Source organism: Pseudomonas arsenicoxydans, from assembly GCF_006438915.1.
In the GTDB taxonomy this organism is placed as follows: domain Bacteria; phylum Pseudomonadota; class Gammaproteobacteria; order Pseudomonadales; family Pseudomonadaceae; genus Aquipseudomonas; species Aquipseudomonas arsenicoxydans_A.
On the sequence record NZ_RCZE01000001.1, the window covers coordinates 398,312 to 423,620 of the forward strand.

The 25,309-nt window shown below is 58.7% G+C and carries 27 protein-coding genes and 1 pseudogene; 20 read left to right on the forward strand and 8 right to left on the reverse strand.

Annotated features, from left to right (window positions below; genetic code table 11):
• Positions 1–9 precede the first annotated feature (9 nt).
• Entirely contained in the window at positions 10–372 is a 363-nt protein-coding gene (locus EAH78_RS01825) for a cupin domain-containing protein (RefSeq protein ID WP_027926358.1), read from the forward strand.
• Between the two features lie 190 nt (positions 373–562).
• On the opposite strand, the gene rpmG is transcribed toward EAH78_RS01825, so the two are convergent.
• Together rpmG and rpmB are read right to left on the reverse strand one after the other, a co-directional pair.
• The gene (gene rpmG, locus EAH78_RS01830; RefSeq protein ID WP_007894709.1) at positions 563–718 is read right to left on the reverse strand and encodes a 50S ribosomal protein L33; all 156 of its coding nucleotides are present in this window, start codon (positions 716–718) and stop codon (positions 563–565) included.
• Between the two features lie 11 nt (positions 719–729).
• Positions 730–963 carry a 50S ribosomal protein L28 gene (gene rpmB, locus EAH78_RS01835; protein ID WP_007894701.1) on the reverse strand — a complete coding sequence of 78 codons (234 nt, stop codon included), beginning with the start codon at positions 961–963 and terminating at the stop codon, positions 730–732.
• Positions 964–1,409: 446 nt separating this feature from the next.
• Between rpmB and EAH78_RS01840 the strand changes: the two genes are divergently transcribed.
• Entirely contained in the window at positions 1,410–2,996 is a 1,587-nt protein-coding gene (locus EAH78_RS01840) for an ABC transporter substrate-binding protein (protein WP_140664760.1), read from the forward strand.
• A 150-nt stretch (positions 2,997–3,146) separates the two neighbouring features.
• Here the strand turns inward: EAH78_RS01840 and radC are convergent, their stop codons facing one another.
• The gene (gene radC / locus EAH78_RS01850) at positions 3,147–3,821 is read right to left on the reverse strand and encodes a RadC family protein (protein ID WP_140664762.1); all 675 of its coding nucleotides are present in this window, start codon (positions 3,819–3,821) and stop codon (positions 3,147–3,149) included.
• Between the two features lie 136 nt (positions 3,822–3,957).
• Here radC and coaBC point away from each other — a divergent pair, with 136 nt between their 5' ends.
• From coaBC to EAH78_RS01890, 7 genes and pseudogenes are all read left to right on the forward strand, one after another.
• A complete protein-coding gene (gene coaBC, locus EAH78_RS01855; protein ID WP_027926355.1) occupies positions 3,958–5,166 on the forward strand; it encodes a bifunctional phosphopantothenoylcysteine decarboxylase/phosphopantothenate--cysteine ligase CoaBC in 1,209 nt (402 codons plus the stop codon).
• Positions 5,167–5,171: 5 nt separating this feature from the next.
• Positions 5,172–5,627 carry a dUTP diphosphatase gene (gene dut, locus EAH78_RS01860; protein ID WP_027926354.1) on the forward strand — a complete coding sequence of 152 codons (456 nt, stop codon included), beginning with the start codon at positions 5,172–5,174 and terminating at the stop codon, positions 5,625–5,627.
• A 329-nt stretch (positions 5,628–5,956) separates the two neighbouring features.
• Positions 5,957–7,333 (forward strand): annotated as a pseudogene (locus EAH78_RS01870) (phosphomannomutase/phosphoglucomutase); the annotation flags it as partial.
• A gap of 41 nt (positions 7,334–7,374) precedes the next feature.
• Positions 7,375–8,280, forward strand: a complete 906-nt coding sequence (gene argB, locus EAH78_RS01875; RefSeq protein WP_123436382.1) for an acetylglutamate kinase — start codon at positions 7,375–7,377, stop codon at positions 8,278–8,280.
• A gap of 190 nt (positions 8,281–8,470) precedes the next feature.
• A complete protein-coding gene (locus EAH78_RS01880; protein WP_140664767.1) occupies positions 8,471–8,683 on the forward strand; it encodes a hypothetical protein in 213 nt (70 codons plus the stop codon).
• Positions 8,684–8,704: 21 nt separating this feature from the next.
• The gene (locus tag EAH78_RS01885; protein WP_140664770.1) at positions 8,705–9,949 is read left to right on the forward strand and encodes a type IV toxin-antitoxin system AbiEi family antitoxin; all 1,245 of its coding nucleotides are present in this window, start codon (positions 8,705–8,707) and stop codon (positions 9,947–9,949) included.
• Positions 9,937–10,806 (forward strand): hypothetical protein, encoded by an 870-nt coding sequence (locus tag EAH78_RS01890; protein ID WP_140664773.1) that lies wholly within the window; start codon positions 9,937–9,939, stop codon positions 10,804–10,806. The genes EAH78_RS01885 and EAH78_RS01890 overlap by 13 nt, the downstream gene beginning before the upstream one ends.
• A 56-nt stretch (positions 10,807–10,862) precedes the next feature.
• On the opposite strand, the gene pyrE is transcribed toward EAH78_RS01890, so the two are convergent.
• A complete protein-coding gene (gene pyrE / locus EAH78_RS01895) occupies positions 10,863–11,507 on the reverse strand; it encodes an orotate phosphoribosyltransferase (protein ID WP_007943124.1) in 645 nt (214 codons plus the stop codon).
• Between the two features lie 82 nt (positions 11,508–11,589).
• Between pyrE and EAH78_RS01900 the strand changes: the two genes are divergently transcribed.
• On the forward strand, positions 11,590–12,369 hold the full coding sequence (locus EAH78_RS01900) for an exodeoxyribonuclease III (protein WP_007934608.1): 780 nt from the start codon (positions 11,590–11,592) through the stop codon (positions 12,367–12,369).
• Between the two features lie 78 nt (positions 12,370–12,447).
• Here the strand turns inward: EAH78_RS01900 and gltS are convergent, their stop codons facing one another.
• From gltS to rph, 3 genes are all read right to left on the reverse strand, one after another.
• Positions 12,448–13,656, reverse strand: coding sequence for a sodium/glutamate symporter (gene gltS, locus EAH78_RS01905; protein ID WP_140664776.1), 1,209 nt, complete (start codon positions 13,654–13,656; stop codon positions 12,448–12,450).
• 354 nt (positions 13,657–14,010) lie between these two features.
• On the reverse strand, positions 14,011–14,379 hold the full coding sequence (locus tag EAH78_RS01910; protein WP_140664780.1) for a DUF4870 domain-containing protein: 369 nt from the start codon (positions 14,377–14,379) through the stop codon (positions 14,011–14,013).
• Positions 14,380–14,408: 29 nt separating this feature from the next.
• A complete protein-coding gene (rph, locus tag EAH78_RS01915) occupies positions 14,409–15,131 on the reverse strand; it encodes a ribonuclease PH (protein WP_010465211.1) in 723 nt (240 codons plus the stop codon).
• 267 nt (positions 15,132–15,398) lie between these two features.
• Here rph and EAH78_RS01920 point away from each other — a divergent pair, with 267 nt between their 5' ends.
• The 6 genes from EAH78_RS01920 to EAH78_RS01945 all read left to right on the forward strand — a co-directional run bounded on the left by EAH78_RS01920 (position 15,399) and on the right by EAH78_RS01945 (position 20,692).
• Positions 15,399–16,262 carry a YicC/YloC family endoribonuclease gene (locus EAH78_RS01920; RefSeq protein ID WP_140664784.1) on the forward strand — a complete coding sequence of 288 codons (864 nt, stop codon included), beginning with the start codon at positions 15,399–15,401 and terminating at the stop codon, positions 16,260–16,262.
• Positions 16,263–16,274: 12 nt separating this feature from the next.
• Positions 16,275–16,895: a guanylate kinase gene (gene gmk, locus EAH78_RS01925; RefSeq protein ID WP_123436380.1), complete on the forward strand. Its 621-nt coding sequence runs from the start codon at positions 16,275–16,277 to the stop codon at positions 16,893–16,895.
• Positions 16,896–17,062: 167 nt separating this feature from the next.
• Positions 17,063–17,326, forward strand: coding sequence for a DNA-directed RNA polymerase subunit omega (gene rpoZ / locus EAH78_RS01930; protein ID WP_007894670.1), 264 nt, complete (start codon positions 17,063–17,065; stop codon positions 17,324–17,326).
• A gap of 57 nt (positions 17,327–17,383) precedes the next feature.
• Positions 17,384–19,489 (forward strand): bifunctional GTP diphosphokinase/guanosine-3',5'-bis pyrophosphate 3'-pyrophosphohydrolase, encoded by a 2,106-nt coding sequence (spoT, locus tag EAH78_RS01935; RefSeq protein WP_140664789.1) that lies wholly within the window; start codon positions 17,384–17,386, stop codon positions 19,487–19,489.
• Positions 19,490–19,514: 25 nt separating this feature from the next.
• A complete protein-coding gene (locus EAH78_RS01940; RefSeq protein ID WP_003229509.1) occupies positions 19,515–19,895 on the forward strand; it encodes a RidA family protein in 381 nt (126 codons plus the stop codon).
• 56 nt (positions 19,896–19,951) lie between these two features.
• Positions 19,952–20,692, forward strand: a complete 741-nt coding sequence (locus tag EAH78_RS01945) for a hypothetical protein (protein WP_140664792.1) — start codon at positions 19,952–19,954, stop codon at positions 20,690–20,692.
• Between the two features lie 140 nt (positions 20,693–20,832).
• On the opposite strand, the gene EAH78_RS01950 is transcribed toward EAH78_RS01945, so the two are convergent.
• The gene (locus tag EAH78_RS01950) at positions 20,833–21,690 is read right to left on the reverse strand and encodes an SDR family oxidoreductase (protein WP_140664796.1); all 858 of its coding nucleotides are present in this window, start codon (positions 21,688–21,690) and stop codon (positions 20,833–20,835) included.
• Positions 21,691–21,879: 189 nt separating this feature from the next.
• Between EAH78_RS01950 and exbB the strand changes: the two genes are divergently transcribed.
• The 4 genes from exbB (at position 21,880) to EAH78_RS01975 (ending at position 25,309) form a co-directional block, all read left to right on the forward strand.
• Positions 21,880–22,860: a tonB-system energizer ExbB gene (gene exbB / locus EAH78_RS01955; RefSeq protein ID WP_140664799.1), complete on the forward strand. Its 981-nt coding sequence runs from the start codon at positions 21,880–21,882 to the stop codon at positions 22,858–22,860.
• Between the two features lie 6 nt (positions 22,861–22,866).
• Positions 22,867–23,295 (forward strand): TonB system transport protein ExbD, encoded by a 429-nt coding sequence (gene exbD, locus EAH78_RS01960; protein WP_140664802.1) that lies wholly within the window; start codon positions 22,867–22,869, stop codon positions 23,293–23,295.
• A complete protein-coding gene (locus EAH78_RS01965) occupies positions 23,292–24,041 on the forward strand; it encodes an energy transducer TonB family protein (RefSeq protein WP_140664805.1) in 750 nt (249 codons plus the stop codon). Before exbD ends, EAH78_RS01965 begins: the two co-directional genes overlap by 4 nt.
• A 338-nt stretch (positions 24,042–24,379) precedes the next feature.
• Positions 24,380–25,309: a hydrogen peroxide-inducible genes activator gene (locus tag EAH78_RS01975; RefSeq protein WP_140664807.1), complete on the forward strand. Its 930-nt coding sequence runs from the start codon at positions 24,380–24,382 to the stop codon at positions 25,307–25,309.

Consider the following 25,309-nt stretch of genomic DNA (forward strand, 5'->3'; position numbering starts at 1 on the left):
ATTACAACAATGAATATCCAGGATGTCGTCGACTTCAGCCAGGCCACCACCGCGCCCGAGCGCTATCGGCCGGACCCGGCGAAAGTCCTCAAGGGCGATCCCGAGCAAGCGGTGTACAACCACTACAACAGCCCGTGCGGGCAGTTGAATGCTGGCGTTTGGGAAGGCGAAGTCGGGCAATGGACAGTGAACTTCACCGAACACGAGTACTGCGAAATCGTTCAAGGGGTTTCAGTGCTGCGCGACAACGACGGCAACAGCAAGACCCTGCGCGCGGGTGACCGCTTCGTGATTCCCGCCGGGTTCCGCGGCACTTGGGAAGTGCTGGAGCCGTGCCGCAAGATTTATGTGGCGTTTGAGCAGAAGGCCTGAAGTTTTTTTGCTGTTTAGGCTGGCCCCTTCGCGAGCAAGCCCGCTCCCACATTGGATTTGTGAACGACGCAGATCAAATGTGGGAGCGGGCTTGCTCGCGAAGGGGCCCTGACAGGCACCACAAAACCCAGGCAACAAAAAAGGCCCGTATCTCGCGATACGGGCCTTTTTCGTAAGAGAGAAAAATCAATTACTTGATTTTGCCTTCTTTGTAGATCACGTGCTTGCGAACAACCGGATCAAATTTCTTGATCTCGATTTTGTCCGGAGTAGTACGCTTGTTCTTGTCGGTAGTGTAGAAGTGACCAGTACCGGCGCTCGAAATCAAACGAATCAATTCACGCATGATTAACTCCCTTAGATCTTGCCGGCTTTGCGGATTTCGGCCAGCACGACAGTGATGCCACGCTTGTCGATGATACGCATGCCTTTGGCAGATACGCGCAGACGCACGAAACGTTTCTCTTCTTCAACCCAGAAGCGGTGATGCTGCAGGTTCGGCAGGAAACGACGACGGGTTTTGTTGTTTGCGTGGGAAATGTTATTCCCAGTCACCGGACCCTTACCGGTAACTTGACATACTCTCGACATGCCTCAGCCCTCTAAAACCACATGCCCAACCCGGCATGGGTTGGCCGCTTAATCTCTCAGTCATTTGGCGCCAGGCGCCGCGTTTCTTTAGAGGTCTTACCGGCTACACCTACAGTGAAGGAACCGGGCCCCTAGAAAAGAGCGCTGCTTTATACCAGAAAGACTGAAGAGCAACAACATTCCGTGTGCACAGACTAAATAAAAACCCGGTTTTTCGGGCCGCGAGCGCCTTGGATAAAGGCTATCGTGGCGAAAGACCGCTCGTCGCAGAGAATCGGCCAGCCGGCCAATCCAGGGTTCTTCTCAGCCAGTGCGCACTGAAAACAGTCGCACATACTCCCCTTAAAATGAAAAAGGGGATAGTCATTTGCAAAAGAGCCCACTAGGGTAAGCCTTTTCCAGACTGCACTTGCAGATGGGCCTTCGATCTGTAAAGGAATCCGACCATGCGCCTCGCTGCCCTACCGTTGTTGCTCGCCCCTCTCCTGCTGAGCCCCCTGGCCCATGCCGCGGCGCTCAGCGTCTGCACCGAGGCCAGCCCCGAAGGGTTCGACGTGGTGCAATACAACTCGCTGACCACCACCAACGCTTCGGCCGACGTGCTGATGAACCGCCTGGTGGACTTCGACACGGCCAGCGGCAAAGTGGTCGCCAGCCTGGCGGACAGCTGGGAAGTCACGCCCGACGGCCTGACATACGTGTTCAAACTGCGTCCGGACGTGAAATTCCACCGCACTGAATACTTCAGCCCCACGCGCGAGCTGACCGCCGAAGACGTGATTTTCAGCTTCGAGCGCATGCTCGACCCGGCCCATCCGTGGCACAAAGTTGCCCAGAGCGGCTTCCCGCACGCGCAATCGATGCAATTGCCCACGCTGATCAAGAAGATCGACGCGCTCGACCCGCTGACCGTGCGTTTCACCCTCGATCACCCGGACTCGACATTTCTGGCCACCCTGAGCATGGGCTTCGCCTCGATCTATTCCGCCGAGTACGCCGACAAGCTGATGAAGGCCGGCGCTGCGGAGAAGCTCAACAGCCAGCCCATTGGCACCGGCCCGTTCGTGTTCACGCGCTTTCAGAAAGACGCTTCGATTCGCTACAAGGCCAACCCGGACTACTTCCGCGGCAAGCCATCGGTGGACCCGCTGATCTTCGCGATCACCCCGGATGCCAACGTGCGCTTGCAGAAACTGCGTCGCAATGAATGCCAGATCGCCCTGTCGCCCAAACCGCTGGACGTACAAGCCGCGCTGAAAGAGCCGACATTGAAAGTCGAAAAAACAGACGCGTTCATGACCGCGTTTGTGGGCATTAACAGCCAGCATCCGCCGCTGGACAAGCCGGAAGTGCGCCAGGCGATCAATCTTGCGTTCGACAAGGCCAACTACGTCAAAGCCGTGTTCGAGGACACCGCCGAGCCGGCCAATGGCCCGTACCCGCCGAATACCTGGAGCTATGCCAAAGGCCTGCCGGGCTACCCACACGACGCGGAGAAAGCCAAGGCCTTGATGGCCAAGGCAGGCCTCAAGGACGGTTTCAAGACCACCATCTGGACCCGCCCTTCCGGAAGCACGCTGAACCCCAACCCGAGCCTCGGTGCTCAATTGCTGCAGTCCGACCTGGCGGAAATCGGCATTCAAGCCGAGATCCGGGTGATCGAATGGGGCGAACTGATCCGTCGTGCCAAGGCTGGCGAGCATGACCTGCTGTTTATGGGCTGGGCCGGTGACAACGGTGACCCGGACAACTTCCTCACGCCGCAGTTTTCCTGCGCGGCGGTCAAGTCCGGCACCAACTTCGCCCGTTATTGCAATCAGGACCTGGACAAGCTGATCAGTGCCGGCAAGACCACTGGCGAGCAAGGCGTGCGTACCAAGCTCTATGAGCAGGCGCAGGCGCAGATCCAGCAGCAGGCGTTGTGGCTACCGCTGGCGCACCCGACGGCGTTTGCGCTGACGCGCAAGGATGTCGAGGGGTATTCGGTGAGCCCGTTCGGACGTCAGGATTACTCCAAGGTCAACCTCAAGTAAAAGGGTTGCCACAAACCCTGTGGGAGCGGGCTTGCTCGCGAAAGCGGTCTGTCAGTCAGCATTGATATTGGCTGACACGACGCCTTCGCGAGCAAGTCGAATCGTCGCTCCGCCGCTCCCACATTAGTTTGGTGCTGGTCCTGCCTCCCCCTACATCCACCCGTACTCAGCCATCGACAGCGGATCGCCATCCCCGATGATGAAATGGTCGAGCACCCGCACATCAACTAATTCCAAAGCCTCTTGAAGGCGTTTGGTCAGCAGCCGATCAGCCTGGCTCGGGTCAGGATTGCCCGACGGGTGGTTGTGGCACAGGATCAGAGCCGCTGCATTGTGCGCCAGAGCCCGTTTGACCACTTGCCGCGGATAGACGCTGGTAGTGTCGATTGAGCCGCGAAACAGCGCTTCGAACGCCAGTACTCGATGCTTGGAATCCAGAAACAGACAGCCAAACACCTCATGCGGCTCATGACGCAACATCGACTTGAGGTACTCACGTACGGCCAGCGGATTCTCCAGTACCGAGCTGTGACGCAAACGCTCGGCCAGATGCCGGCGCCCCATTTCCAGCACGGCCTGCAATTGCGCGAACTTCGCGGGGCCGAGCCCGAGATGACCACTGAAGGTCCGCAAATCCGCCTCCAGCAGTTTGCGCAGGCTGCCAAATTGACTCAACAGGTGTCGCGCCAGATCCACCGCGCTTTTGCCCGATACGCCGGTTCGTAGAAAAATCGCCAGCAACTCGGCGTCCGACAGCTTCGCCGAACCCTGCTCCAACAGCTTCTCCCGCGGCCGCTCCGCCGCCGGCCAATCACGAATACTCATAGCACCTTCCCTGTCTGTGGGCGCCGCTGTTCCATAGCGGTCGCTGTGATATCGTAGCCCATCTTTTTTGCTGGCGATTTCATCCCTGGGGAGGGGGCCTCGCCATGCTGTCATCAACGAAATGAAAGGCAGACCTATGCAGCGGCTGTATCGGAAACGCATCGTTCTGGGCGTCGGCGGCGGCATTGCTGCCTACAAGAGCGCCGACCTGGTTCGCCGCCTGATCGACCAGGGCGCCGAAGTGCGCGTGGTCATGACCCGTGGCGGCAGCGAGTTCATCACCCCGCTGACCATGCAGGCCTTGTCCGGCCACCCGGTCCACCTCGACCTGCTGGACCCGGCGGCAGAAGCTGCCATGGGCCACATCGAGCTGGCCAAGTGGGCCGACATGGTACTGATCGCCCCCGCCACTGCGGACCTGATCGCCCGCCTGGCCCAAGGCATTGCCGACGACCTGCTGACCACATTGGTGCTCGCCACCGACGCCGTGGTGGCCGTTGCTCCGGCGATGAACCAGGCCATGTGGCGCGACCCGGCAACCCAGGCCAACCTGCAAACCCTCGAAAGCCGCGACATCAAAGCCTTCGGCCCGGCCTCAGGCAGCCAGGCCTGTGGCGACGTCGGCCTGGGCCGCATGCTCGAAGCCGTCGAACTCGCCCAGTGCGCGGCGGACTGCTTCCAGCGCAAAGCCTTGACCGGCAAACACGTGTTGATCACCGCTGGCCCGACCCAGGAAAACATCGACCCGGTGCGCTACATCACCAATCACAGCTCCGGGAAAATGGGCTTTGCCCTGGCCGAAGCCGCGGTGGAAGCCGGCGCCCGCGTGACCTTGATCACCGGCCCGGTGCACCTGCCAACGCCGGATCGCGTCACGCGCATCGACGTGGTCAGTGCCCGCGACATGCTCGCCGCCTGCGAAGCCGCGATCCCTTGCGACCTGTTCATCGCCTCGGCAGCGGTCGCGGACTACCGCCCGGAAGTCGTCGCCCCACAGAAACTCAAGAAAGACCCTACGAACGGCGACGGCTTGTTGCTACAGATGGTGCGCAACCCAGACATTCTGGCCACCATCGCCACGCGTCCCGACCGTCCGTTCAGTGTCGGTTTCGCCGCTGAAACCGAACACCTGCTCGACTACGCTGCACGCAAGTTGAAAGACAAGAACCTCGATTTGATCGTCGCCAACGACGTCGCCAACCCGAGCATTGGCTTTAACAGCGAAGAAAACGCCTGCAGCGTGATCGACCGCGAGCTTCACGCCACACTTTTCGCCCAGACCAGCAAGAGCAAGATTGCTCGCCAGCTGATCACTTTTATCGCCGAACGTCTGAACCAGGTTTAATTTACATGCACGCTTTGCAAGCCAAGATCCTCGACCCTCGCATCGGTACCGAATTCCCGCTGCCGCAATACGCCACCCCAGGCTCCGCCGGCCTCGACCTGCGCGCCATGCTGGAAAAAGACATCGTGATCAAGCCGGGTGAAACCGTGCTGATCCCGACCGGCCTGTCGGTCTATATTGGCGATCCGGGCCTGGCGGCACTGATACTGCCGCGCTCAGGCCTGGGCCATAAGCACGGCATCGTGCTGGGCAACCTGGTCGGCTTGATCGACTCCGATTACCAGGGCCCGCTGATGGTGTCCTGCTGGAACCGCGGCCAGACCGAATTCACCATGGTCGTTGGCGAGCGTCTGGCCCAATTGGTGCTGGTGCCCGTGGTTCAAGCGCATTTCGAGATGGTCGAAGAGTTCGTCGAAACCCAGCGCGGCACGGGCGGTTTCGGACATTCCGGCAGCCATTGATCCGACGGAGAACCCTGTGGCGAGGGGGCTTGCCCCCGTTGGGCTGCGAAGCGGCCCCAAGATTTTGTGAGTGCCGCGCACCCAAGCGCAAGCAAGCCTCCTCGCCACAATTTGCACAACGTTCATCTGGAAGGTTTACCCCCCAAAATCAAGGCATTGACCGGTCATTACCCCGCAAACGCAGCTGGCATGGCCTTTACACACCACGAACTCTCCGTGGAAAACGCCGTCATACCCTTCAGTTTGAGCCGGCCGATGCGTTTGTCGCAGGCAGGTACAGCCACTTTCGAGATGGAGCATTCCTACAGATGAACACCCCCGCCCAAGTCGCCCCCAAGTTCCCTGACAGTATCTTTCGCGCCTACGACATTCGCGGCACCGTCCCGGAGTTCTTGAACGCTGAAACCGCTTACTGGCTCGGCCGCGCCATCGGCGCCCAGAGCCTGTCTCAGGACGAACCGAACGTTTCGGTGGGTCGGGACGGCCGCCTGTCCGGCCCGGAACTGGTCGAGCAACTGATCAAAGGCCTGGCCGATGCCGGCTGCCACGTCAGCGACGTCGGCCTGGTGCCTACGCCGGCGCTGTACTACGCCGCCAACGTACTGGCCGGTAAATCGGGCGTGATGCTCACCGGCAGCCACAACCCGTCGAATTACAACGGCTTCAAGATCGTCATCGCTGGCGACACCTTGGCCAACGAACAGATCCAGGCCCTGCACGAGCGCCTCAAGACCCACAACCTGAGCAGCGGCAAGGGCAGCGTGACCAAAGTCGAGATCCTCGACCGCTACAACACCGAAATCGTCCAGGACATCAAGCTGGCCCGCCGCCTGAAAGTCGTGGTCGACTGCGGCAACGGCGCGGCCGGCGTGATCGCTCCTCAACTGATCGAAGCGCTGAACTGCGAAGTCATTCCGCTGTTCTGCGATGTCGACGGCAACTTCCCGAACCACCACCCGGACCCGGGCAAGCCTGAAAACCTCGTGGACCTGATCGCCAAGGTCAAGGAAACCAACGCCGACCTCGGTCTGGCCTTCGACGGCGACGGTGACCGCGTTGGCGTCGTGACCAATACCGGAAGCATCGTCTACCCGGACCGTCTGCTGATGCTGTTCGCCCGCGACGTGCTCGCGCGCAACCCGGAGGCGGAAATCATCTTCGACGTCAAATGCACCCGCCGCCTTGTTCCGCTGATCAAGGAATATGGCGGTCGGCCGCTAATGTGGAAGACCGGTCACTCGTTGATCAAAAAGAAAATGAAACAATCCGGCGCACTGCTGGCCGGCGAAATGAGCGGGCACATCTTCTTCAAGGAACGCTGGTTCGGTTTCGACGACGGCATTTACAGCGCCGCACGGCTGCTGGAGATCCTCAGCAAGGAAAAATCCACCGCGGAAGAGCTGTTTGCCACCTTCCCGAACGATATTTCTACGCCTGAAATCAATATCCATGTGACCGAAGAGAGCAAATTCAGCATCATTGATGCACTGCACGATGCGAAGTGGGGCGAAGGCGCTGACCTGACCACCATCGATGGCGTGCGAGTCGATTACGCCAAAGGCTGGGGCCTGGTGCGCGCGTCCAACACCACGCCGGTGCTGGTGCTGCGTTTCGAGGCCGATGATGAGGCTGAATTGCAGCGCATCAAGGACGTGTTCCACACCCAGCTGAAACGTGTTGCACCTGATCTCCAATTACCGTTTTGATTTATCGATGCGCACTTTATTTTGAAGTGCTGGAGCCCTGAATGACCCTCGAACGCGAAGCCGCCGCCAACACCGCCAAGGTCCTGTCCGAAGCGCTGCCTTACATTCGCCGCTACGTCGGCAAGACGCTGGTGATCAAATACGGCGGCAACGCGATGGAAAGCGAGGAGCTGAAAACCGGCTTCGCCCGCGACATCGTGCTGATGAAAGCCGTGGGCATCAACCCGGTGGTCGTTCACGGCGGCGGCCCGCAAATCGGCGACCTGCTCAAGCGTCTTTCGATCGAGAGCCACTTTGTCGATGGTATGCGCGTCACTGACGCCGCGACCATGGACGTGGTGGAAATGGTCCTAGGCGGCCAGGTCAACAAGGACATCGTCAACCTGATCAACCGTCACGGCGGCAGCGCCATCGGCCTGACCGGCAAAGACGCCGAGCTGATTCGTGCGAAGAAGCTCACCGTGACCCGCCAGACGCCCGAGATGACGACCCCGGAAATCATCGACATTGGCCACGTGGGCGAAGTGGTCGGCATCAACACCGACCTGCTGAACCTGCTGGTCAAAGGCGACTTCATTCCGGTGATCGCGCCAATCGGCGTCGGTGCCAACGGTGAGTCGTACAACATCAACGCTGACCTGGTGGCCGGTAAAGTGGCCGAAGCACTGAAAGCTGAAAAGCTGATGCTGCTGACCAACATCGCCGGCCTGATGGACAAGCAAGGCACGGTCCTGACCGGCCTGACCACCCAGCAGGTCGACGAGCTGATCGCTGACGGCACCATCTACGGCGGCATGCTGCCGAAGATCCGTTGCGCGCTGGAAGCGGTTCAGGGCGGTGTGGGCAGCTCGTTGATCATTGATGGTCGGGTGCCCAATGCGATTTTGCTCGAAATCTTCACCGATACCGGTGTCGGTACTTTGATCAGCAATCGCAAGCGTCCCTGATTCAAACACGGCAAAAGATCGCAGCCTTCGCCGGCACCTACGGATGTACGATTTTTCTGTAGGAGCCGACGAACTCTGCGATCTTTTTTATGCGCGCAGGAAACGTCTGACCTGACTCAGCGAAACGTCCGACATCCTGCCAGCATCCGTCCGCTTAGGATCTTCCGTGAATCCACTGGAGATCTTCCCCATGCAAAAAGACCACGTTCCCTACGGCAGCGATGTATCCGCAGGCACTTATGAGTGCGCAGACTGCGGACGCGAATACACCAATCAGTCGAAAACTTCGCTTCCGCCGTGCCCGGACTTCAAACCAAGCACTCACACCCTCAATGGCTGGAATATCCTCACAGGCCAAGGTGACGCGGTCGTAGATCCGTATCCAAACAAGCCTTCCAAATAATTCACTCCGACCGGCGCCTTCATGGCGCTGGTTTACGTCAACCTTCCAGCTGCTGTGAGAATCATGGGGGCAGCAGCACGACCGTTTTTCAAATTTCAATATTTACCCCACTTTCAACATTCGTTGAAATCATCATATTGGGTGAAAACACTCGACAGTTTTCACCAAAATGGATATTTTCAGCATTCGTTGAAAAAGGGCGAATCAATGAAAGAGCTCGAAATGCACTCAAGAGACGCACTGCGAAACCTCCTGAGTAAAATACCGATCCTCAAGATTAAAAGCCTGAAATCCGTCCCGCTTTCACAAGCCTGGACTCCCGACTTCATTGTCGAGGTAAACACATCAGGAAAATCGCACTCTTTGGTCTGCGAAGTGAAAGCAAGTGGCCAGCCCAGATTCATAAACGCAGCCATACTTCAGCTTCGCGACTACGTGAACGAGCGGAACACCGAGGCTACGCCTATCGTGGTCGCACCTTATCTTTCACCCGTTACCAGACAAGCGTGTCGGGAAAAAGGAGTGGGATACCTGGATCTGGAGGGCAATGCCTGGATTTCATTCGATGGCATATTCATTGACCACCAAGTTGCTGACAAGCCGCCCTCGGAGAACAGGGAGCTGAAGTCTCTCTTCAAACCAAAATCAGCTCAGATCATTCGTATGATGCTTCGGGAACCGGACCGATCCTGGCGGGTAATGGAACTCTCCGAAGCGGCCGGAGCGAGTCTGGGTCAAGTCAGCAATGTCCGCACCGCACTACTGAATCGAGAATGGGCAAGAGCAACAAACGAGGGTGTATGTCTATCTGATCCTCAAGCCCTTTTGGATGCATGGGTCGAAACATACGAACCTCCGTCAGGGGAACGTAAAAAATTCTATACCCCCTTACACGGCAGCGCATTGGAAACTGCGGCGCGGAACGCTATCGGAGAAAGTAGCAACGGAAACGCGCTTTTTTCCTCATTTTCTGCCGCCCAATGGCTTGCTCCCTATGCTCGTGTCAGCACGAATTACTTTTATGCGGACATTCAAGGTCTAGAGAAATTGGTCAAAGCATTACAGTTGACTCCCGCATCAAAGGGAGAAAACGTAGTGATCACTTTACCCAAGGACGAAGGACTTCTATTGGATACCGTTGAAGCAGCGCCAGGCGCCAAATGCACCAGTCCAGTTCAAACCTATTTGGATCTATCGGTTGCAGGAGAGCGCGGAAAGGAAGCCGCCGAGTATCTACGACAGGAAAAATTGACATGGCCCCGCTAGTACCTCAAGAGCCTCAATCCGCTTCAGATTATGACGACAGAACGACGACTGCCGTGAAAGCAGTATTAATCGAAATGGGTCAAATTCTAGGTTCCTTCAGAGGCAAGTTTGCAGTGATCGGTGGTGCGGTGCCGTGGCTTCTGCTTGCGAATGACGACATGCAACACGTTGGTACCCTTGATGTCGATTTGAGCCTGGACGCAGAAGCTCTCGGTGATGGCGAGTACGCAACATTGATCGAAGCACTGATGGGCAATGGGTACGAGCAAAGAGGAGAACTTCGGCGATTCCAACTCGTTCGCCAGGTTCCCGTGCAGGATGGTGGAGCTGCAATAGATGTGATCGTGGATTTCTTAATGCCGCGCGACGCTGAAATCATCCAGAACAAGCCCCCCATTCTCAACGACTTTGCAGTTCAACGTGCCGACGGCGCCGACTTGGCTATGCGTTTCTATCAGATGGTTGCTGTTGAAGGCCCCATGCCTACGGGCGGCAAAAATCGTGTCGAGGTCGCTCTGTGCTCAATCCCCGCACTGCTTGCGATGAAGGGATATGCCCTGAATGGAAGGCATAAACAGAAAGACGCGTACGACATCTACTATTGCGTTCGTAATTATCCCGGAGGCATAGAAGCGCTTGCAGAAGAGTGTCGAACCGTACTTGAGACGGGAAGTGGCGAACAGGGTTTTCAGTTCATTTGCGAAAAGTTTGATATCGCCGAGGGCTACGGCCCGACATCAGTAAGACGATTCGTCGAAGACAGCCAAATCCTGGGAGATCGCACACCGGATCAGTGGCAACAAGACGCTTTCGGACAAATTGACGCCCTATTGCGTGCCTTGGACCTACGGGAGTAACAGCGCCTTTAATACCAGCACTGACAAAAAGGCCCTGTTTTCACAGGGCCTTCTCATTACACGCCGAATTGAGCGCGGTAGGCTTCTACAGCTGGCAAATGCTGCTTGAGCTGCGGATCGTCGGCCAGGAATTCCAGCACCTGGTTCAGCGAAACGATGCTAATCACCGGAATGCCGAAGTCACGCTCCACTTCCTGGATCGCCGACAACTCACCATTGCCTCGCTCCTGACGGTTCAGGGCGATCAGCACGCCCTTGGCCTTGGCGCCGTCCTGGGAGGCGATGATCTGCATCACTTCACGAATCGCGGTGCCGGCAGTGATCACGTCGTCGATTATCAGCACGTCGCCGGTCAGCGGTGCGCCGACCAGGCTGCCACCTTCGCCATGAGCCTTGGCCTCTTTGCGGTTGAAACACCACGGCAGATCGCGCTCGTGATGTTCGGCCAGGGCCACTGCCGTGGTCGCCGCCAACGGAATGCCTTTGTAGGCCGGGCCGAACAGTACGTCGAACGAAATACCGCTCTCGACGATGGCTGCCGCGTAGAAACGACCCAGCTGCGCAAGGGCCGAGCCCGTGTTAAACAGGCCGGCATTGAAGAAGTAAGGACTGGTGCGCCCGGACTTCAGGGTGAACTCACCGAAGCGCAAAACGCCGCGATCGATGGCAAAACGAATGAAATCGCGCTGATACGCTTGCATGAAAAAAACCCCAAATACCACGGATTTAGCTAATTAGGTTGACGCCGTGTATCATACACGCACGCGATTTTTGGGGCCATTTATGCGGATCATCAGTGTGAACGTCAATGGTATTCAGGCTGCAGTGGAGCGAGGTTTGCTCAGTTGGCTGCAAGCACAGAATGCCGACGTCATCTGCCTGCAGGACACCCGCGCCTCCGCCTTTGAACTGGACGATCCTGCCTTCCAACTGGATGGCTACTTCCTTTATGCCTGCGAAGCCGAAGTTCCTGCCCAGGGTGGCGTGGCTTTGTATTCGCGGTTGCAACCGAAGGCAGTCATCAGCGGTCTCGGCTTCGAGACGGCCGACCGCTACGGGCGTTACCTGCAAGCCGATTTCGACAAGGTCAGCATCGCGACCTTGCTGCTCCCTTCGGGGCAGAATGGCGATGAAGACTTGAACCAGAAGTTCAAGCTAATGGACGACTTCGCCCGTTATCTGGATAAACAGCGACGCAAACGTCGCGAGTACATTTACTGTGGCTCGCTGTACGTGGCGCAACAGAAGCTGGATATCAAGAACTGGCGCGACAGCCAGCAATCCCCGGGCTTCCTGGCACCTGAACGCGCCTGGATGGACGAGATTGTCGGCAACATGGGGTATGTCGACGCCCTGCGTGAAGTCAGCCGTGAAGGCGACCAGTACAGCTGGTGGCCGGACAACGAACAGGCTGAGATGCTCAACCTGGGCTGGCGTTTCGACTATCAGCTGCTGACTCCGGGCCTGCGCCGCTTTGTTCGCAGTGCGCGCCTGCCACGTCAGCCACGGTTCTCGCAGCATGCACCGTTGATTGTGGACTACGACTGGACGCTGACGATCTAAGCGTCGATCGCAGATAAAAAAATGCCCGTATCGCAAGATACGGGCATTTTTTATACACCAGAAGACACGCCCCGAACCTCAGGCAACGGCAAAAAACGGCAGCGCAAGGTACAACTTGATCACGATGACATTAATGATGTCGATGAAGAAAGCACCCACCATTGGCACCACCAGAAATGCTATCTGCGAAGGCCCGTAACGCTGCGTCACCGCCTGCATGTTAGCGATAGCCGTGGGGGTGGCACCCAGCCCAAAACCACAGTGCCCGGCCGCCAACACCGCTGCATCGTAGTTACTGCCCATGACTCTGAACGTCACGAAAATCGCAAACAGCGCCATGACCAACGCTTGCGCCGCCAGAATGATGAAGATCGGCAAGGCCAGTGCCGCCAGATCCCAGAGCTTGAGCGACATCAAGGCAATCGCCAGAAACAGCGACAGGCTGACATTCCCCAACACGGAGACTTCACGTTCGAATACCTGATACAAGCCCAACGCTGAAAGCCCATTGCGTAAAACTACGCCGACGAACAGGACGCACACGAATGTCGGCAACTCAAGTGCTGTGCCTTGTAACAAGCTATTCAGAAGATTGCCGGCTAATAAGCTGACGGCAATCAGAGCGAGTGACTCGATAAACGAAAACGGCGTAATCGAGCGCTCTTTGTTCGGCTGCTCAAACCCCTTTGGCAACCGTGGCGTTTCCTGAGGGTGGCAGCCGGGTACTTGAACTCGCTTGATCAGCAGGCGAGCGACCGGACCACCAATCAAGCCACCCAACACCAGCCCAAACGTCGCAGAGGCAATCGCAAGCTCGGAAGCGGAAGCCAGACCATACTTCTCACTGAACACCGTCCCCCACGCAGCGCCTGTACCGTGCCCGCCCGACAATGTGATCGAGCCTGTCAGCAGCCCCATCAAAGGATCGAGTCCCAGCATTTTTGCCAGGCCGATGCCCATGGCATTCTGGACTATCAGAAGTCCGACGACTGCCAGCAGAAAAACGCCCACTACCCGACCGCCCTTCTTCAGGCTGGCGAAGTCTGCACTCAAGCCGATAGTGGCAAAAAAAGCCAACATCAACGGCGTCTGTAATGAAGTATCGAAGCGGACTTCAATATCAAAGGTTCGCAATACCAGGAGTGCCAGTGCAACCAACAGGCCACCGGCGACGGGTTCAGGGATATTGTAGTTACGTAGAAAACCAACACGCGTAACTAGTCCACGCCCCAGCAAAAGCACTAGGGAGGCGGCCACAAGCGTTCCATAAAAATCGAGCTGCATCATTGGGATTATTCTTGGCTATATATTCAGAGGCGAACTTTTTACCTGCGCAGGCCTCTTGAACCGGCTGAGTGTCTCAACACTGATTGCTTGAAATTCAAAGACCTTCGATGGCTTGAATATGTCGAAATATTTCAGATTAAATATGACGTGGGGCAACTCTATCAACCGTAAAGTCTCATTGCCAAGGACATAGGCGATACTGATGCAATGCAGTTGTGACTAAAAGTGTAAGAGCGCTAATTGCGCATACGGAAAATAACCGTCGTCTCTGGATATTGCAGAAGATGGCGGTAAAGACACCTAACTTCAAAAAAAACAATGCCCCGACAAGTCGGGGCATTGTTTTAAACCGCGTTACTTGATCAACCGCCAGGTGAACGGATACCGATAGGGAAACCCTTCGTTAGCCTTCACGCCCGCAATGATCGTCAGCACCAACGCGCCAATCGCCACCAGACCGAACAGGAAGAACCCGATAATCACCACCATCAGCAAGAAGCAAATGGCGGAGGCAATGGCGACGGTGATCTGAAAGTTCAGCGCCTCCTTGCCTTGCGCATCGACAAACGGGTCCATCTCGCGCTTCATCTGCCAAAGAATCAGCGGGCCGATCAGCGTGCCGAACGGAATCCAGATCCCTAGCAAGGCGGACAAGTGACAAAACATCGCCCACTGCCGAACTTCTTTGCTCGGCGTGGGAAGCAGCTCTTGTTCATCACTCATAACGTCCTCCTTGGTTGGAACGGGTCCGATCAGTCGGCCAGTGCAGCCTTTTGCAGTTCGAAGATTTCGGTCATGCCTTTCTTCGCCAGTTCCAGCATAGCGTTCAGCTCTTCCGGCTGGAACGGTGCGCCTTCGGCAGTGCCCTGAACTTCGATGAAGCCGCCAGTGCTGGTCATCACCACGTTCAGGTCGGTCTCGGCAGCCGAGTCTTCCAGGTAGTCGAGGTCGAGCACAGGTTCGCCCTGGTACATGCCGACGGAAACGGCCGCAATCATTTGCTTCAACGGGTCGCCGCCTTTCAGGCCGCCGCGCTTCTTGATCACTTTCAAGGCATCGACCAGTGCAACCATGGCGCCGGTGATGGACGCGGTGCGGGTGCCGCCGTCAGCCTGGATCACGTCGCAGTCGACGTACAGGGTCACGTCGCCCAGCTTGGACATGTCCAGCGAAGCACGCAGGGAACGACCGATCAGACGCTGGATTTCCAGGGTGCGGCCACCTTGCTTGCCACGACTCGCTTCACGCTGGTTACGCTCGCCGGTGGCGCGCGGCAGCATGCCGTATTCGGCGGTCAACCAGCCCTGGCCCTGGCCTTTGAGGAAACGCGGCACGCCGTTTTCGACGCTGACGGTGCAGATGACTTTGGTGTCACCGAACTCGACCAGTACAGAACCCTCGGCGTGTTTGGTGTAGTTGCGGGTAATGCGGATCGAGCGGAGCTGATCGGCAGCGCGACCACTTGGACGTTTCATAGGGAATACCTGTACGGGGGACGGAAAACTGCGGAGCATTATAGAGCCGCTGGCCACGAGTGGGCACTTCTAAAAAATCCGCCCGACGACCGAAGGCCCTGAACAGCGCTTTACCGACGGCCTGCAGCCCTTTGTCACACCGTGTGTTTGGGCGCATCCGCCCCACTGCGCTACAATCCTGCGCCTTTGCTGCCTGTCGGCTTTCATTCACAGATATCGGGTCCGCGAAACCTTTGGTAACGCAAACCCGACTTGCGAGGTACCCCCATGGTGCACAGCATGACCGCCTTCGCCCGCGTAGAAAAAGCCGGCACCCAAGGCACCCTGAGCTGGGAACTGCGCTCGGTCAACAGCCGCTACCTGGAGCCGCACTTGCGCCTGCCGGAATCCTTTCGGGATCTCGAAGGCGCAGTCCGCGAGGCCCTGCGCCAAGGCATTTCTCGGGGCAAGCTTGAATGCACCCTGCGCTTCACCGAAGAAAACACCGACAAACCACTGCAAGTGGACCGCGAGCGCGCCGCGCAATTGGTCGCCGCTGCCGAGACGATTGCCAGCCTGATCAAGAATCCTGCGGCGCTCAACCCGCTGGAAGTGCTGGCCTGGCCCGGCGTACTGGTGGGTGACGCCACTGACCCGCAAGCCTTGAATGCCGAAGCATTGGCGCTGTTCAACGAAGGCCTGCAAGAACTCAAGGCCGGCCGCGAGCGCGAAGGCGCGGAGCTGGCGCGGTTGATCAACGATCGCCTGACCTCCATTGAAGAAGACGTCATCACCCTGCGTGAACTGGTTCCGCAGATGCTCGCCACCCAGCGCCAGAAAGTCCTCGACCGCTTCGCCGACATGAAGGCAGACCTCGACCCGCAGCGTCTGGAGCAGGAAATGGTCATGCTCGCGCAAAAGAGCGACGTCGCCGAAGAACTGGATCGCCTGAGCACTCACATCATTGAAGTTCGCCGGGTACTCAAATCCGGCGGCGCTGCTGGTCGGCGCCTGGACTTCCTGATGCAGGAACTCAACCGCGAAGCCAACACACTGGGCTCCAAAGCCTTCGACCCGCGCAGCACCCAGGCGGCGGTCAACCTCAAAGTGTTGATCGAGCAGATGCGCGAACAAGTGCAGAATATTGAGTAAGGCAAACCCGACATGACCCACAGCACCGGCACCCTGTACATCATTTCCGCCCCTTCGGGCGCGGGCAAGAGCAGCCTGGTCAAGGCCCTGACCGACGCTGATCAGGAGATCCGTGTCTCGGTCTCCCACACCACACGCGCCATGCGTCCCGGTGAAGTGAATGGCGTGAACTATCACTTCGTCGACCGCAGCGACTTCGTGAAGATGATCGAGCACGGCGATTTCCTTGAGCGCGCCGAAGTCTTCGGCAATCTCTACGGCACCTCGCAAAGCCACCTGCAGCAGACCCTGGACGAAGGTCATGACCTGATTCTGGAAATCGACTGGCAGGGTGCCGAGCAAGTGCGCAAGTTGATGCCCCAGGCCCGTTCGATCTTCATTCTGCCGCCGTCCCTGGAAGCGTTGCACCAGCGCCTGAACAATCGCGGCCAGGACAGTAACGAAGTCATCGAAGGCCGGATGCGCGAAGCCGTCAGCGAAATGAGCCACTACGTCGACTACGATTACCTGATCATCAACGACGATTTCGCCCACGCGCTGCGCGATTTGCAGGCGATTTTCCGTGCCAATCAGCTGCATCAGAAGCGCCAGCAGCAGCGTAACGGAAAACTTTTGGCTGAATTGCTCGGCTAAACAGCACTTCCCAAAACCGCTGCAAGGGCTTTACATTGGCACTTGCAGCGCGTTGAAGGGCCTGGTCAAAAAATCAGCGCTTCCCTAATCGCTGGTGATTTTTTAAACTGTTCAGTCCGCTCGCCCACCCGGGCAGCGCGCATATTGCATTCGCTCCGAGGAATACCATGGCCCGCGTAACCGTTGAAGACTGCCTGAACCACGTGGAAAACCGTTTTGAACTGGTCATGCTGTCCACCAAGCGTGCCCGTCAACTGGCCACCGGCGGCAAAGAGCCACTGGTTCAGTGGGAAAACGACAAGCCTACCGTTGTAGCGCTGCGTGAAATCGCTGAAGGCCTGATGAGCTACGAGTTCATCGCCAATGCTGAAATCGTCGAAGACGAACCGCTGTTCGCAGCGTTCGAGGACGAGTCCAACGAGGCCGTCTAAGCCTATGCCTGGTCGACGTAGCACGGCGCGGAGTCACAGCGAACGGCAGGAGTTATCATGCCGAGCATAGACGCCCTCGCCGATCGCTTATCGACCTACCTCGGCAAGGACCAGGTCAATCTGGTCCGCCGAGCGTACTTCTACGCCGAACAAGCCCACGACGGTCAACGCCGCCGTAGCGGTGAGGCGTACGTCACGCACCCTCTTGCCGTGGCGAATATTCTTGCCGACATGCACATGGACCATCAGAGCCTGATGGCCGCGATGCTGCATGACGTGATCGAAGACACCGGTATTGCCAAAGAAGCGCTGCAAGCGCAGTTCGGTGAAACCGTGGCCGAACTGGTCGACGGGGTCAGCAAACTGACCCAGATGAACTTCGAGACCAAAGCCGAAGCCCAGGCCGAAAACTTCCAGAAAATGGCCATGGCCATGGCGCGCGACATTCGCGTGATCCTGGTCAAGCTCGCTGACCGCCTGCACAACATGCGCACGCTGGAAGTCCTGTCCGGCGAAAAGCGCCGGCGGATCGCCAAGGAAACCCTGGAAATCTATGCGCCCATTGCCAACCGGCTGGGCATGCACGCCATCCGCATAGAGTTCGAAGACCTCGGCTTCAAGGCCATGCACCCGATGCGTTCCGCGCGGATCAACCAGGCTGTCAAACGCGCCCGGGGCAACCGCAAGGAAATCGTCAACAAGATCGAAGAGTCCCTCAGCCACTGCCTGGCCGTCGACGGCATTCAGGGCGAGGTCAGCGGTCGCCAGAAACACCTCTACGGCATCTACAAGAAAATGCGCGGCAAGCGCCGGGCTTTCAACGAGATCATGGACGTCTATGCGTTCCGGATCATCGTCGACAAGGTCGATACCTGCTACCGCGTGCTGGGTGCTGTGCATAATTTGTACAAACCGTTGCCGGGTCGCTTCAAGGATTACATCGCGATCCCCAAGGCCAACGGCTATCAGTCGCTGCACACCACGTTGTTCGGCATGCACGGCGTTCCGATCGAGATCCAGATCCGCACCCGTGAAATGGAAGAGATGGCCAACAACGGCATTGCCGCCCATTGGCTGTACAAATCCAGCGGCGACGAGCAGCCAAAAGGCACACATGCCCGCGCCCGCCAGTGGGTGAAAGGCGTGTTGGAAATGCAGCAACGCGCCGGCAACTCGCTGGAATTCATCGAAAGCGTGAAGATCGACCTGTTCCCGGACGAGGTCTACGTGTTCACGCCCAAAGGCCGGATCATGGAGCTGCCCAAAGGCTCCACGGCGGTCGACTTCGCTTACGCGGTGCACACCGACGTGGGCAACAGCTGCATCGCCTGCCGGATCAATCGTCGCCTCGCACCGCTGTCCGAACCGCTGCAAAGCGGTTCCACGGTCGAGATCGTCAGCGCTCCCGGCGCGCGGCCGAACCCGGCATGGCTCAACTTTGTGGTCACCGGCAAGGCGCGGACGCACATCCGCCATGCGCTGAAACTGCAACGCCGCTCCGAGTCCATCAGCCTCGGCGAACGCCTGCTGAATAAGGTGCTGAACGGCTTCGACAGCTCCCTGGAAAAAGTCCAGCCTGAGCGCGTCACGGCGATGCTTGCCGAGTACCGCCTCGAACTGATCGAAGACTTGCTGGAAGACATCGGCTTGGGTAATCGCATGGCTTATGTGGTCGCCCGCCGCTTGCTTGGCGAAGGCGAACAGTTGCCTAGCCCGGAAGGTCCGCTGGCGATTCGCGGCACCGAAGGCCTGGTCCTCAGTTACGCCAAGTGCTGCACGCCGATCCCGGGCGACCCGATTGTCGGGCACCTGTCTGCGGGCAAAGGCATGGTTGTGCACCTGGATAACTGCCGCAACATCAGCGAAATCCGCCACAACCCGGAAAAATGCATCCAGCTCTCGTGGGCCAAGGATGTCACCGGCGAATTCAACGTCGAGCTGCGCGTCGAACTGGAACATCAGCGCGGCCTGATCGCCCTGCTGGCCAGCAGCGTCAACGCGGCCGACGGCAATATCGAAAAAATCAGCATGGACGAACGCGATGGTCGCATCAGCGTGGTCCAACTGGTGGTCAGCGTGCACGACCGCGTGCACCTGGCTCGCGTGATCAAGAAACTGCGTGCCTTGACCGGGGTGATTCGCATCACCCGCATGCGTGCGTAAAGCCCACTCTTACAAGGAGTCATTCATGACCAAGACTGTTATCACCAGCGACAAGGCCCCGGCCGCCATCGGTACTTACTCCCAGGCGATCAAGGCTGGCAACACCGTTTACATGTCGGGCCAGATTCCTCTGGACCCAAAAACCATGGAACTGGTTGAAGGCTTCGAAGCCCAGACCGTCCAGGTGTTCGAGAACCTCAAAGCCGTGGCCGAAGCGGCCGGTGGTTCGTTCAAAGACATCGTCAAACTGAACATCTTCCTCACCGACCTGAGCCACTTCGCCAAGGTCAACGAGATCATGGGCAAGTACTTTGACCAGCCTTACCCTGCTCGCGCCGCCATCGGCGTAGCCGCCCTGCCAAAGGGTTCGCAGGTTGAGATGGATGCCATTCTGGTCATCGAGTAAACGTGCGGCGCAGCCTTCCAAAGGCTGCGCCGATCTTGTCTTGAAAGGATTCCACCATGCGCCACGCGCTAGCCCTCTCGCTGGTCGCCCTACTCTTGGGCGGTTGTGCCAGCAACCCTGCCGATCGTGATATCAGCGGCACCTGGATCAATCAGGTGGCGATTGACGCTGCCGCCAAAGGCGCTCCCCTGCGCGAAGCGCTCCAGGCCTATGGCCCGAACCTGGAATGGGACGTCAATACCAAGGCCGGTCAGACTCGCTACACCAACGGTTTTGAAAACGTCGACGGCAAGCTGCTGGGCGAAGAGTCCGGCGCATGGAAGATCGAGTTTTATGGCAGTTCCGGTAGTGAGTTGAAACGCGACGGCAAGCAACTCCGCCAGGCTGCGTTCGATAGCGAACCCGCGCAGGTGTTCGACCCTGCGCAGATCCAGGTACCGGAAGGTGCACCGGTGGGTGCGAGCTTCGAACGCGCGCTGTATACGGCGTACATGGGCGGTAGCTGGAATATTGTCAGCGGCCCGGGTGAAGGCAACACCGTGCAATTTCAGGCTGACGGCCAGGTTGCCGGCCTGCCCGGTGCAGACCGCTATGCCCTGTGCCTGGCGGGCGATTGCGCGTCGATGAGCGGCGGCAACGACAACATGTGGCTGCAACTGAACGGCCAGGGCAACACCTGGATCTTCGCGCGCAAGGGCAAGGAGCTGGAAATCTTCCAGGCGGTGAACACCGCACAGGCTGACGAAATGCCGCAGTTCACCCCGGGCGACCGCAAGTGGTTGCTGGAAAAGCAGTAACCCGATCTCAGCTACAACGAAGATCAAATGTGGGAGCGGGCTTGCTCGCGAAGGGGCCGTAACATTCAACATCATCGTTGACTGTTACACCGCTTTCGCGAGCAAGCCCGCTCGCACATTTGGTTCAGGGTGACCGGAAGTCAGCAGCGGCCTTCGAGAATGGCGGCATAGCCTTCGCGATAGCTTGGGTACTTCGGCGTCCAGCCCAAGGCTTTGGCCCGCGCATTGCTGCAACGCTTGCTCCCCGTACGCCGTACGCTCGAGTCTTCATCCCACTCGGTCACGCCCAGGTACTCACGCAACCAGCCGACCACTTCGGCCAACGGTGCAGGCGCATCGTCGACGCCGATATAAACGTCATCCAGCGCCACACCACGACGATCCGCTTCCAGCAGATACGCCATCAACCCCGCCGCATCGTCCGCGTGAATGCGATTGCCGTACAACGGCGGATCGACTGCCACGCGATAACCGCGACGAACCTGCGTCAGCAGCCATTCGCGGCCCGGACCGTAAATGCCGGTCAAGCGCAGAATGCTCGCCGGGATGCCGCTTTGCAGTGCCACCTGCTCAGCCTCCAGCATCAAACGACCTGAATAGCCGGTTGCAATTGTCGGCGACGACTCGTCGACCCACTCACCCTCCTGCTGGCCATACACACTGCTGCTGGAAACAAATAACAGCCGCTCCGGCACCTGGCCGTAGTCGTTCAGCCACTCCAGCACATGCTGCAAACCCTGCACATACGCAGCGCGATAACCGGCTTCATCGTGATCGGTAGCCGCCGCGCAATACACCAGGTAATCCACTGCGCCGATGGGCCAGGTCTCGGGACATTCTTCTTTGAACAAGTCCCCTGCGACACCAATGACACCCTCTGGCAGGCGTGAGACGTCGCGCCTCAGACCGTGCACCTCCCATCCGGAAGCTACCAGTTGCGTGGCCAGGCGACTGCCGACATCACCGCAACCGGCGATCAAAACTGAGGGTGTGGACATCGAAAAACTCCCATCGGAAAGCCACAGACTAGCGCCGACACAGGACGAGCGGCTAGTAATGCAGGAAAAAAAGAGACTCTATTACTTTTGTTAACAAGAATTAATTGCAATAATGCACGCCACTTTTGTTCTCGGCCTCACGAGGCCTGGAAGAACATTAACCGTCTTTTTCTCTCAGGTCCGGCCAGCATGACACGCAATCAATTCTCCGCTTCGCCAACCAAACGCCCTCGCGCCTGGAGCGCAGTGGCCGCTCTGCTGCTGAGCCTGATGCTCGCGCCAACCGCCGCTTTCGCTGATGCGCAAGCACCCGCCACGCCGGCTGCCGCCGCCGCTCCAGCTCCAGCTCCAGCTCCCGCCGATCACGCTACTCCTGTCGTTGCGCCAGTCGCGACCGATCCGGTTCAGGCGGTTGACGCTGCAGACGTTCCTGAAGTGCTCGAAGCCGACAACACCCTGGGCATGGCCCACGACCTGTCGCCGTGGGGCATGTACCAGAACGCCGATATTATCGTGAAAATCGTGATGATCGGCCTGGCCATTGCTTCGATCATCACCTGGACCATCTGGATCGCCAAAGGCTTGGAGCTGATGGGCGCCAAGCGTCGCCTGCGTACAGAAATCGTCCACCTGAAAAAAGCCACCACCCTCAAAGAAGCCAGCGCAACAGCCACCCAGCAAGGCACCCTCGCCAACCTGTTGGTGCATGACGCCCTGGAAGAGATGCGCCTGTCGGTCAACAGCCGCGAGAAAGAAGGCATCAAGGAGCGTGTTGCCTTCCGCCTCGAACGTCTGGTAGCGGCGTGCGGTCGCAACATGAGCAGCGGCACCGGCGTCCTCGCCACCATCGGTTCCACCGCGCCGTTCGTGGGTCTGTTTGGCACCGTATGGGGCATCATGAACAGCTTCATCGGCATCGCCAAAACCCAGACCACCAACCTCGCCGTTGTCGCACCCGGCATCGCCGAAGCCCTGTTGGCGACCGCACTGGGCCTGGTTGCCGCCATCCCGGCGGTGGTGATTTACAATGTCTTCGCGCGCTCCATCGCAGGTTATAAGGCTCAAGTGTCCGACGCTTCGGCTGAAGTCCTGCTGCTGGTCAGCCGTGACCTCGATCACCTGCCGACCACCGAGCGCTCCACGCAACCGCACATGGTCAAAGTAGGGTAATCAGCCATGGGCTTGCATTTGAAAGAAGGCGCAGACGACGATCTGGCCGAGAACCACGAAATCAACGTCACGCCGTTTATCGACGTGATGCTGGTGCTGTTGATCATCTTCATGGTGGCCGCCCCGCTGGCCACCGTGGACATCAAGGTCGACCTGCCCGCCTCCACCGCCAAGCCGGCGCCACGCCCGGAGAAACCGGTGTTCCTCAGCGTCAAGGCTGACCAGCGCCTGTTCCTCGGCGAAGACGAAGTGAAGGCCGAAGCTCTCGGCGCGACGCTGGACGCCAAGACCCAGGGCAAGAAAGACACGACGATCTTCTTCCAGGCCGATAAAGGCGTGGATTACGGCGACTTGATGAGCGTGATGGACAACCTGCGCTCCGCCGGTTACCTGAAGGTGGGTCTGGTCGGGCTTGAGTCGGCAGTCAAGAAATGATCACGACGCGCCATAAGTTGACGCGTTACAGCGGGAGCCTGGCCGTGGTGCTGGGCGTCCACGCACTGGCCATCGCGCTGGCGCTGAACTGGACGTCGCGGCCCCCGGTCGAGCTGCCACCGCTGGCCATGATGGTTGAGCTGGCACCGGTTCCGGCACCACCACCGCCGGCACCGCCGAAGGTCATCACGCCGCCGCAGCCACCAGCCCCGGTGGAGGAGTTGCCGATCCCGAAACTGGCTGAAGCGCCGAAAGCCGAGATTGCCGTGCCCAAGCCGGTCAAACCCAAGCCAAAGCCGCAACCGCCCAAGCCAGTGGAGAAGAAGCCGGAGCCGCCGAAGGAAAAGCCGTCCGAGGCAAAACCGAGCGACGCGCAACCGACTCAGGCACCGACCGAAAAATCCGCACAACCGGCACCCGGTCCATCGCCGGCGCAGCAGGCTGCCAAGGCTAGCTGGGAAGGCACTTTGCTTGCTCACCTGGGCAAGTACAAAAAGTACCCGGCCAGTGCGCAGAATCGGGGCAAGGAAGGCATGAACCGCCTGCGCTTCGTCGTCGATGGTCAAGGTAATGTGTTGTCCTTCGAACTGGTCAGCCAATCTGGCGCTGCCGATCTGGACCGGGCCACCCTGGAAATGATCCGCCGCGCCCAGCCGCTGCCCAAGCCACCGGCCGACATGCTCACCAATGGCACTATCGAAATCACTGCACCGTTCGTGTATTCCATAGACAAACGCCGCCGCTAATCCAAACACCGCGATACCTGTGGCGAGGGGGCTTGTCGGAACGCCGCATCGCCCCGTTGGACTGCGCAGCAGTCCCAAAGCAAACGAATGCGGATATCTGAAAAAATGCATTCGCTGGTTTTGGGGTCGCTTCGCAACCCAGCGGGGGCAAGCCCCCTCGCCACAATGGATCGAAGTCATAGATGCAGCGCGGATAAAGGCACCCCGAAAGGTGCCTTTCGCATATCTGCCAGCGGCAAACACGCATTACCCGGTGTCACTCAACACACTCACTCTGATAACGTGCGTCTATCGATTGCAGCCGTTATGCTTGGCGCGCAACTTCATGGACGCTTGCTATGACTCTCACAGAATTACGCTACATCGTTACCCTCGCCCAAGAGCAGCATTTCGGCCACGCGGCTGAGCGTTGCCACGTCAGTCAGCCGACCCTGTCGGTCGGCGTGAAAAAGCTTGAAGACGAACTCGGTGTGCTGATTTTCGAGCGCAGCAAGAGTGCCGTGCGCCTGACCCCGGTCGGCGAAGGCATCGTGGCCCAGGCGCAAAAAGTCCTGGAACAAGCCCAAGGCATTCGCGAACTGGCCCAGGCCGGTAAAAACCAGCTGACCGCCCCGCTGAAAGTCGGCGCCATCTACACCGTCGGCCCGTACCTGTTCCCGCACCTGATTCCGCAACTGCACCGGGTCGCCCCGCAGATGCCGTTGTACATCGAAGAAAACTTCACCCACGTGCTGCGCGACAAACTGCGCAACGGCGAGCTCGACGCGATCATCATCGCCCTGCCGTTCAACGAAGCCGACGTCCTGACGCTGCAACTCTACGACGAGCCGTTCTACGTCCTGATGCCGGCCCAGCATCCGTGGACGCAAAAAAAATCCATCGACGCCAGCCTGCTCAACGACAAGAGCCTGCTGCTGCTCGGCGAAGGCCACTGCTTCCGCGATCAAGTACTGGAAGCCTGCCCGACCCTCACCAAAGGCAACGACGGAGCAAAGCACACCACGGTGGAATCCAGCTCCCTGGAAACCATCCGCCACATGGTCGCCTCCGGCCTGGGCATCTCGATCCTGCCGCTGTCGGCCGTCGACAGCCATCACTACGCCCCGGGCATCATCGAAGTGCGCCCACTGACGCCGCCGGTGCCGTTCCGTACCGTGGCCATCGCCTGGCGCGCCAGCTTCCCGCGGCCGAAGGCAATTGAAATCCTCGCTGACTCCATTCGCCTGTGCTCGGTGGCCAAGCCGTCCGTGCCGGTGGTGGCGGCGTAA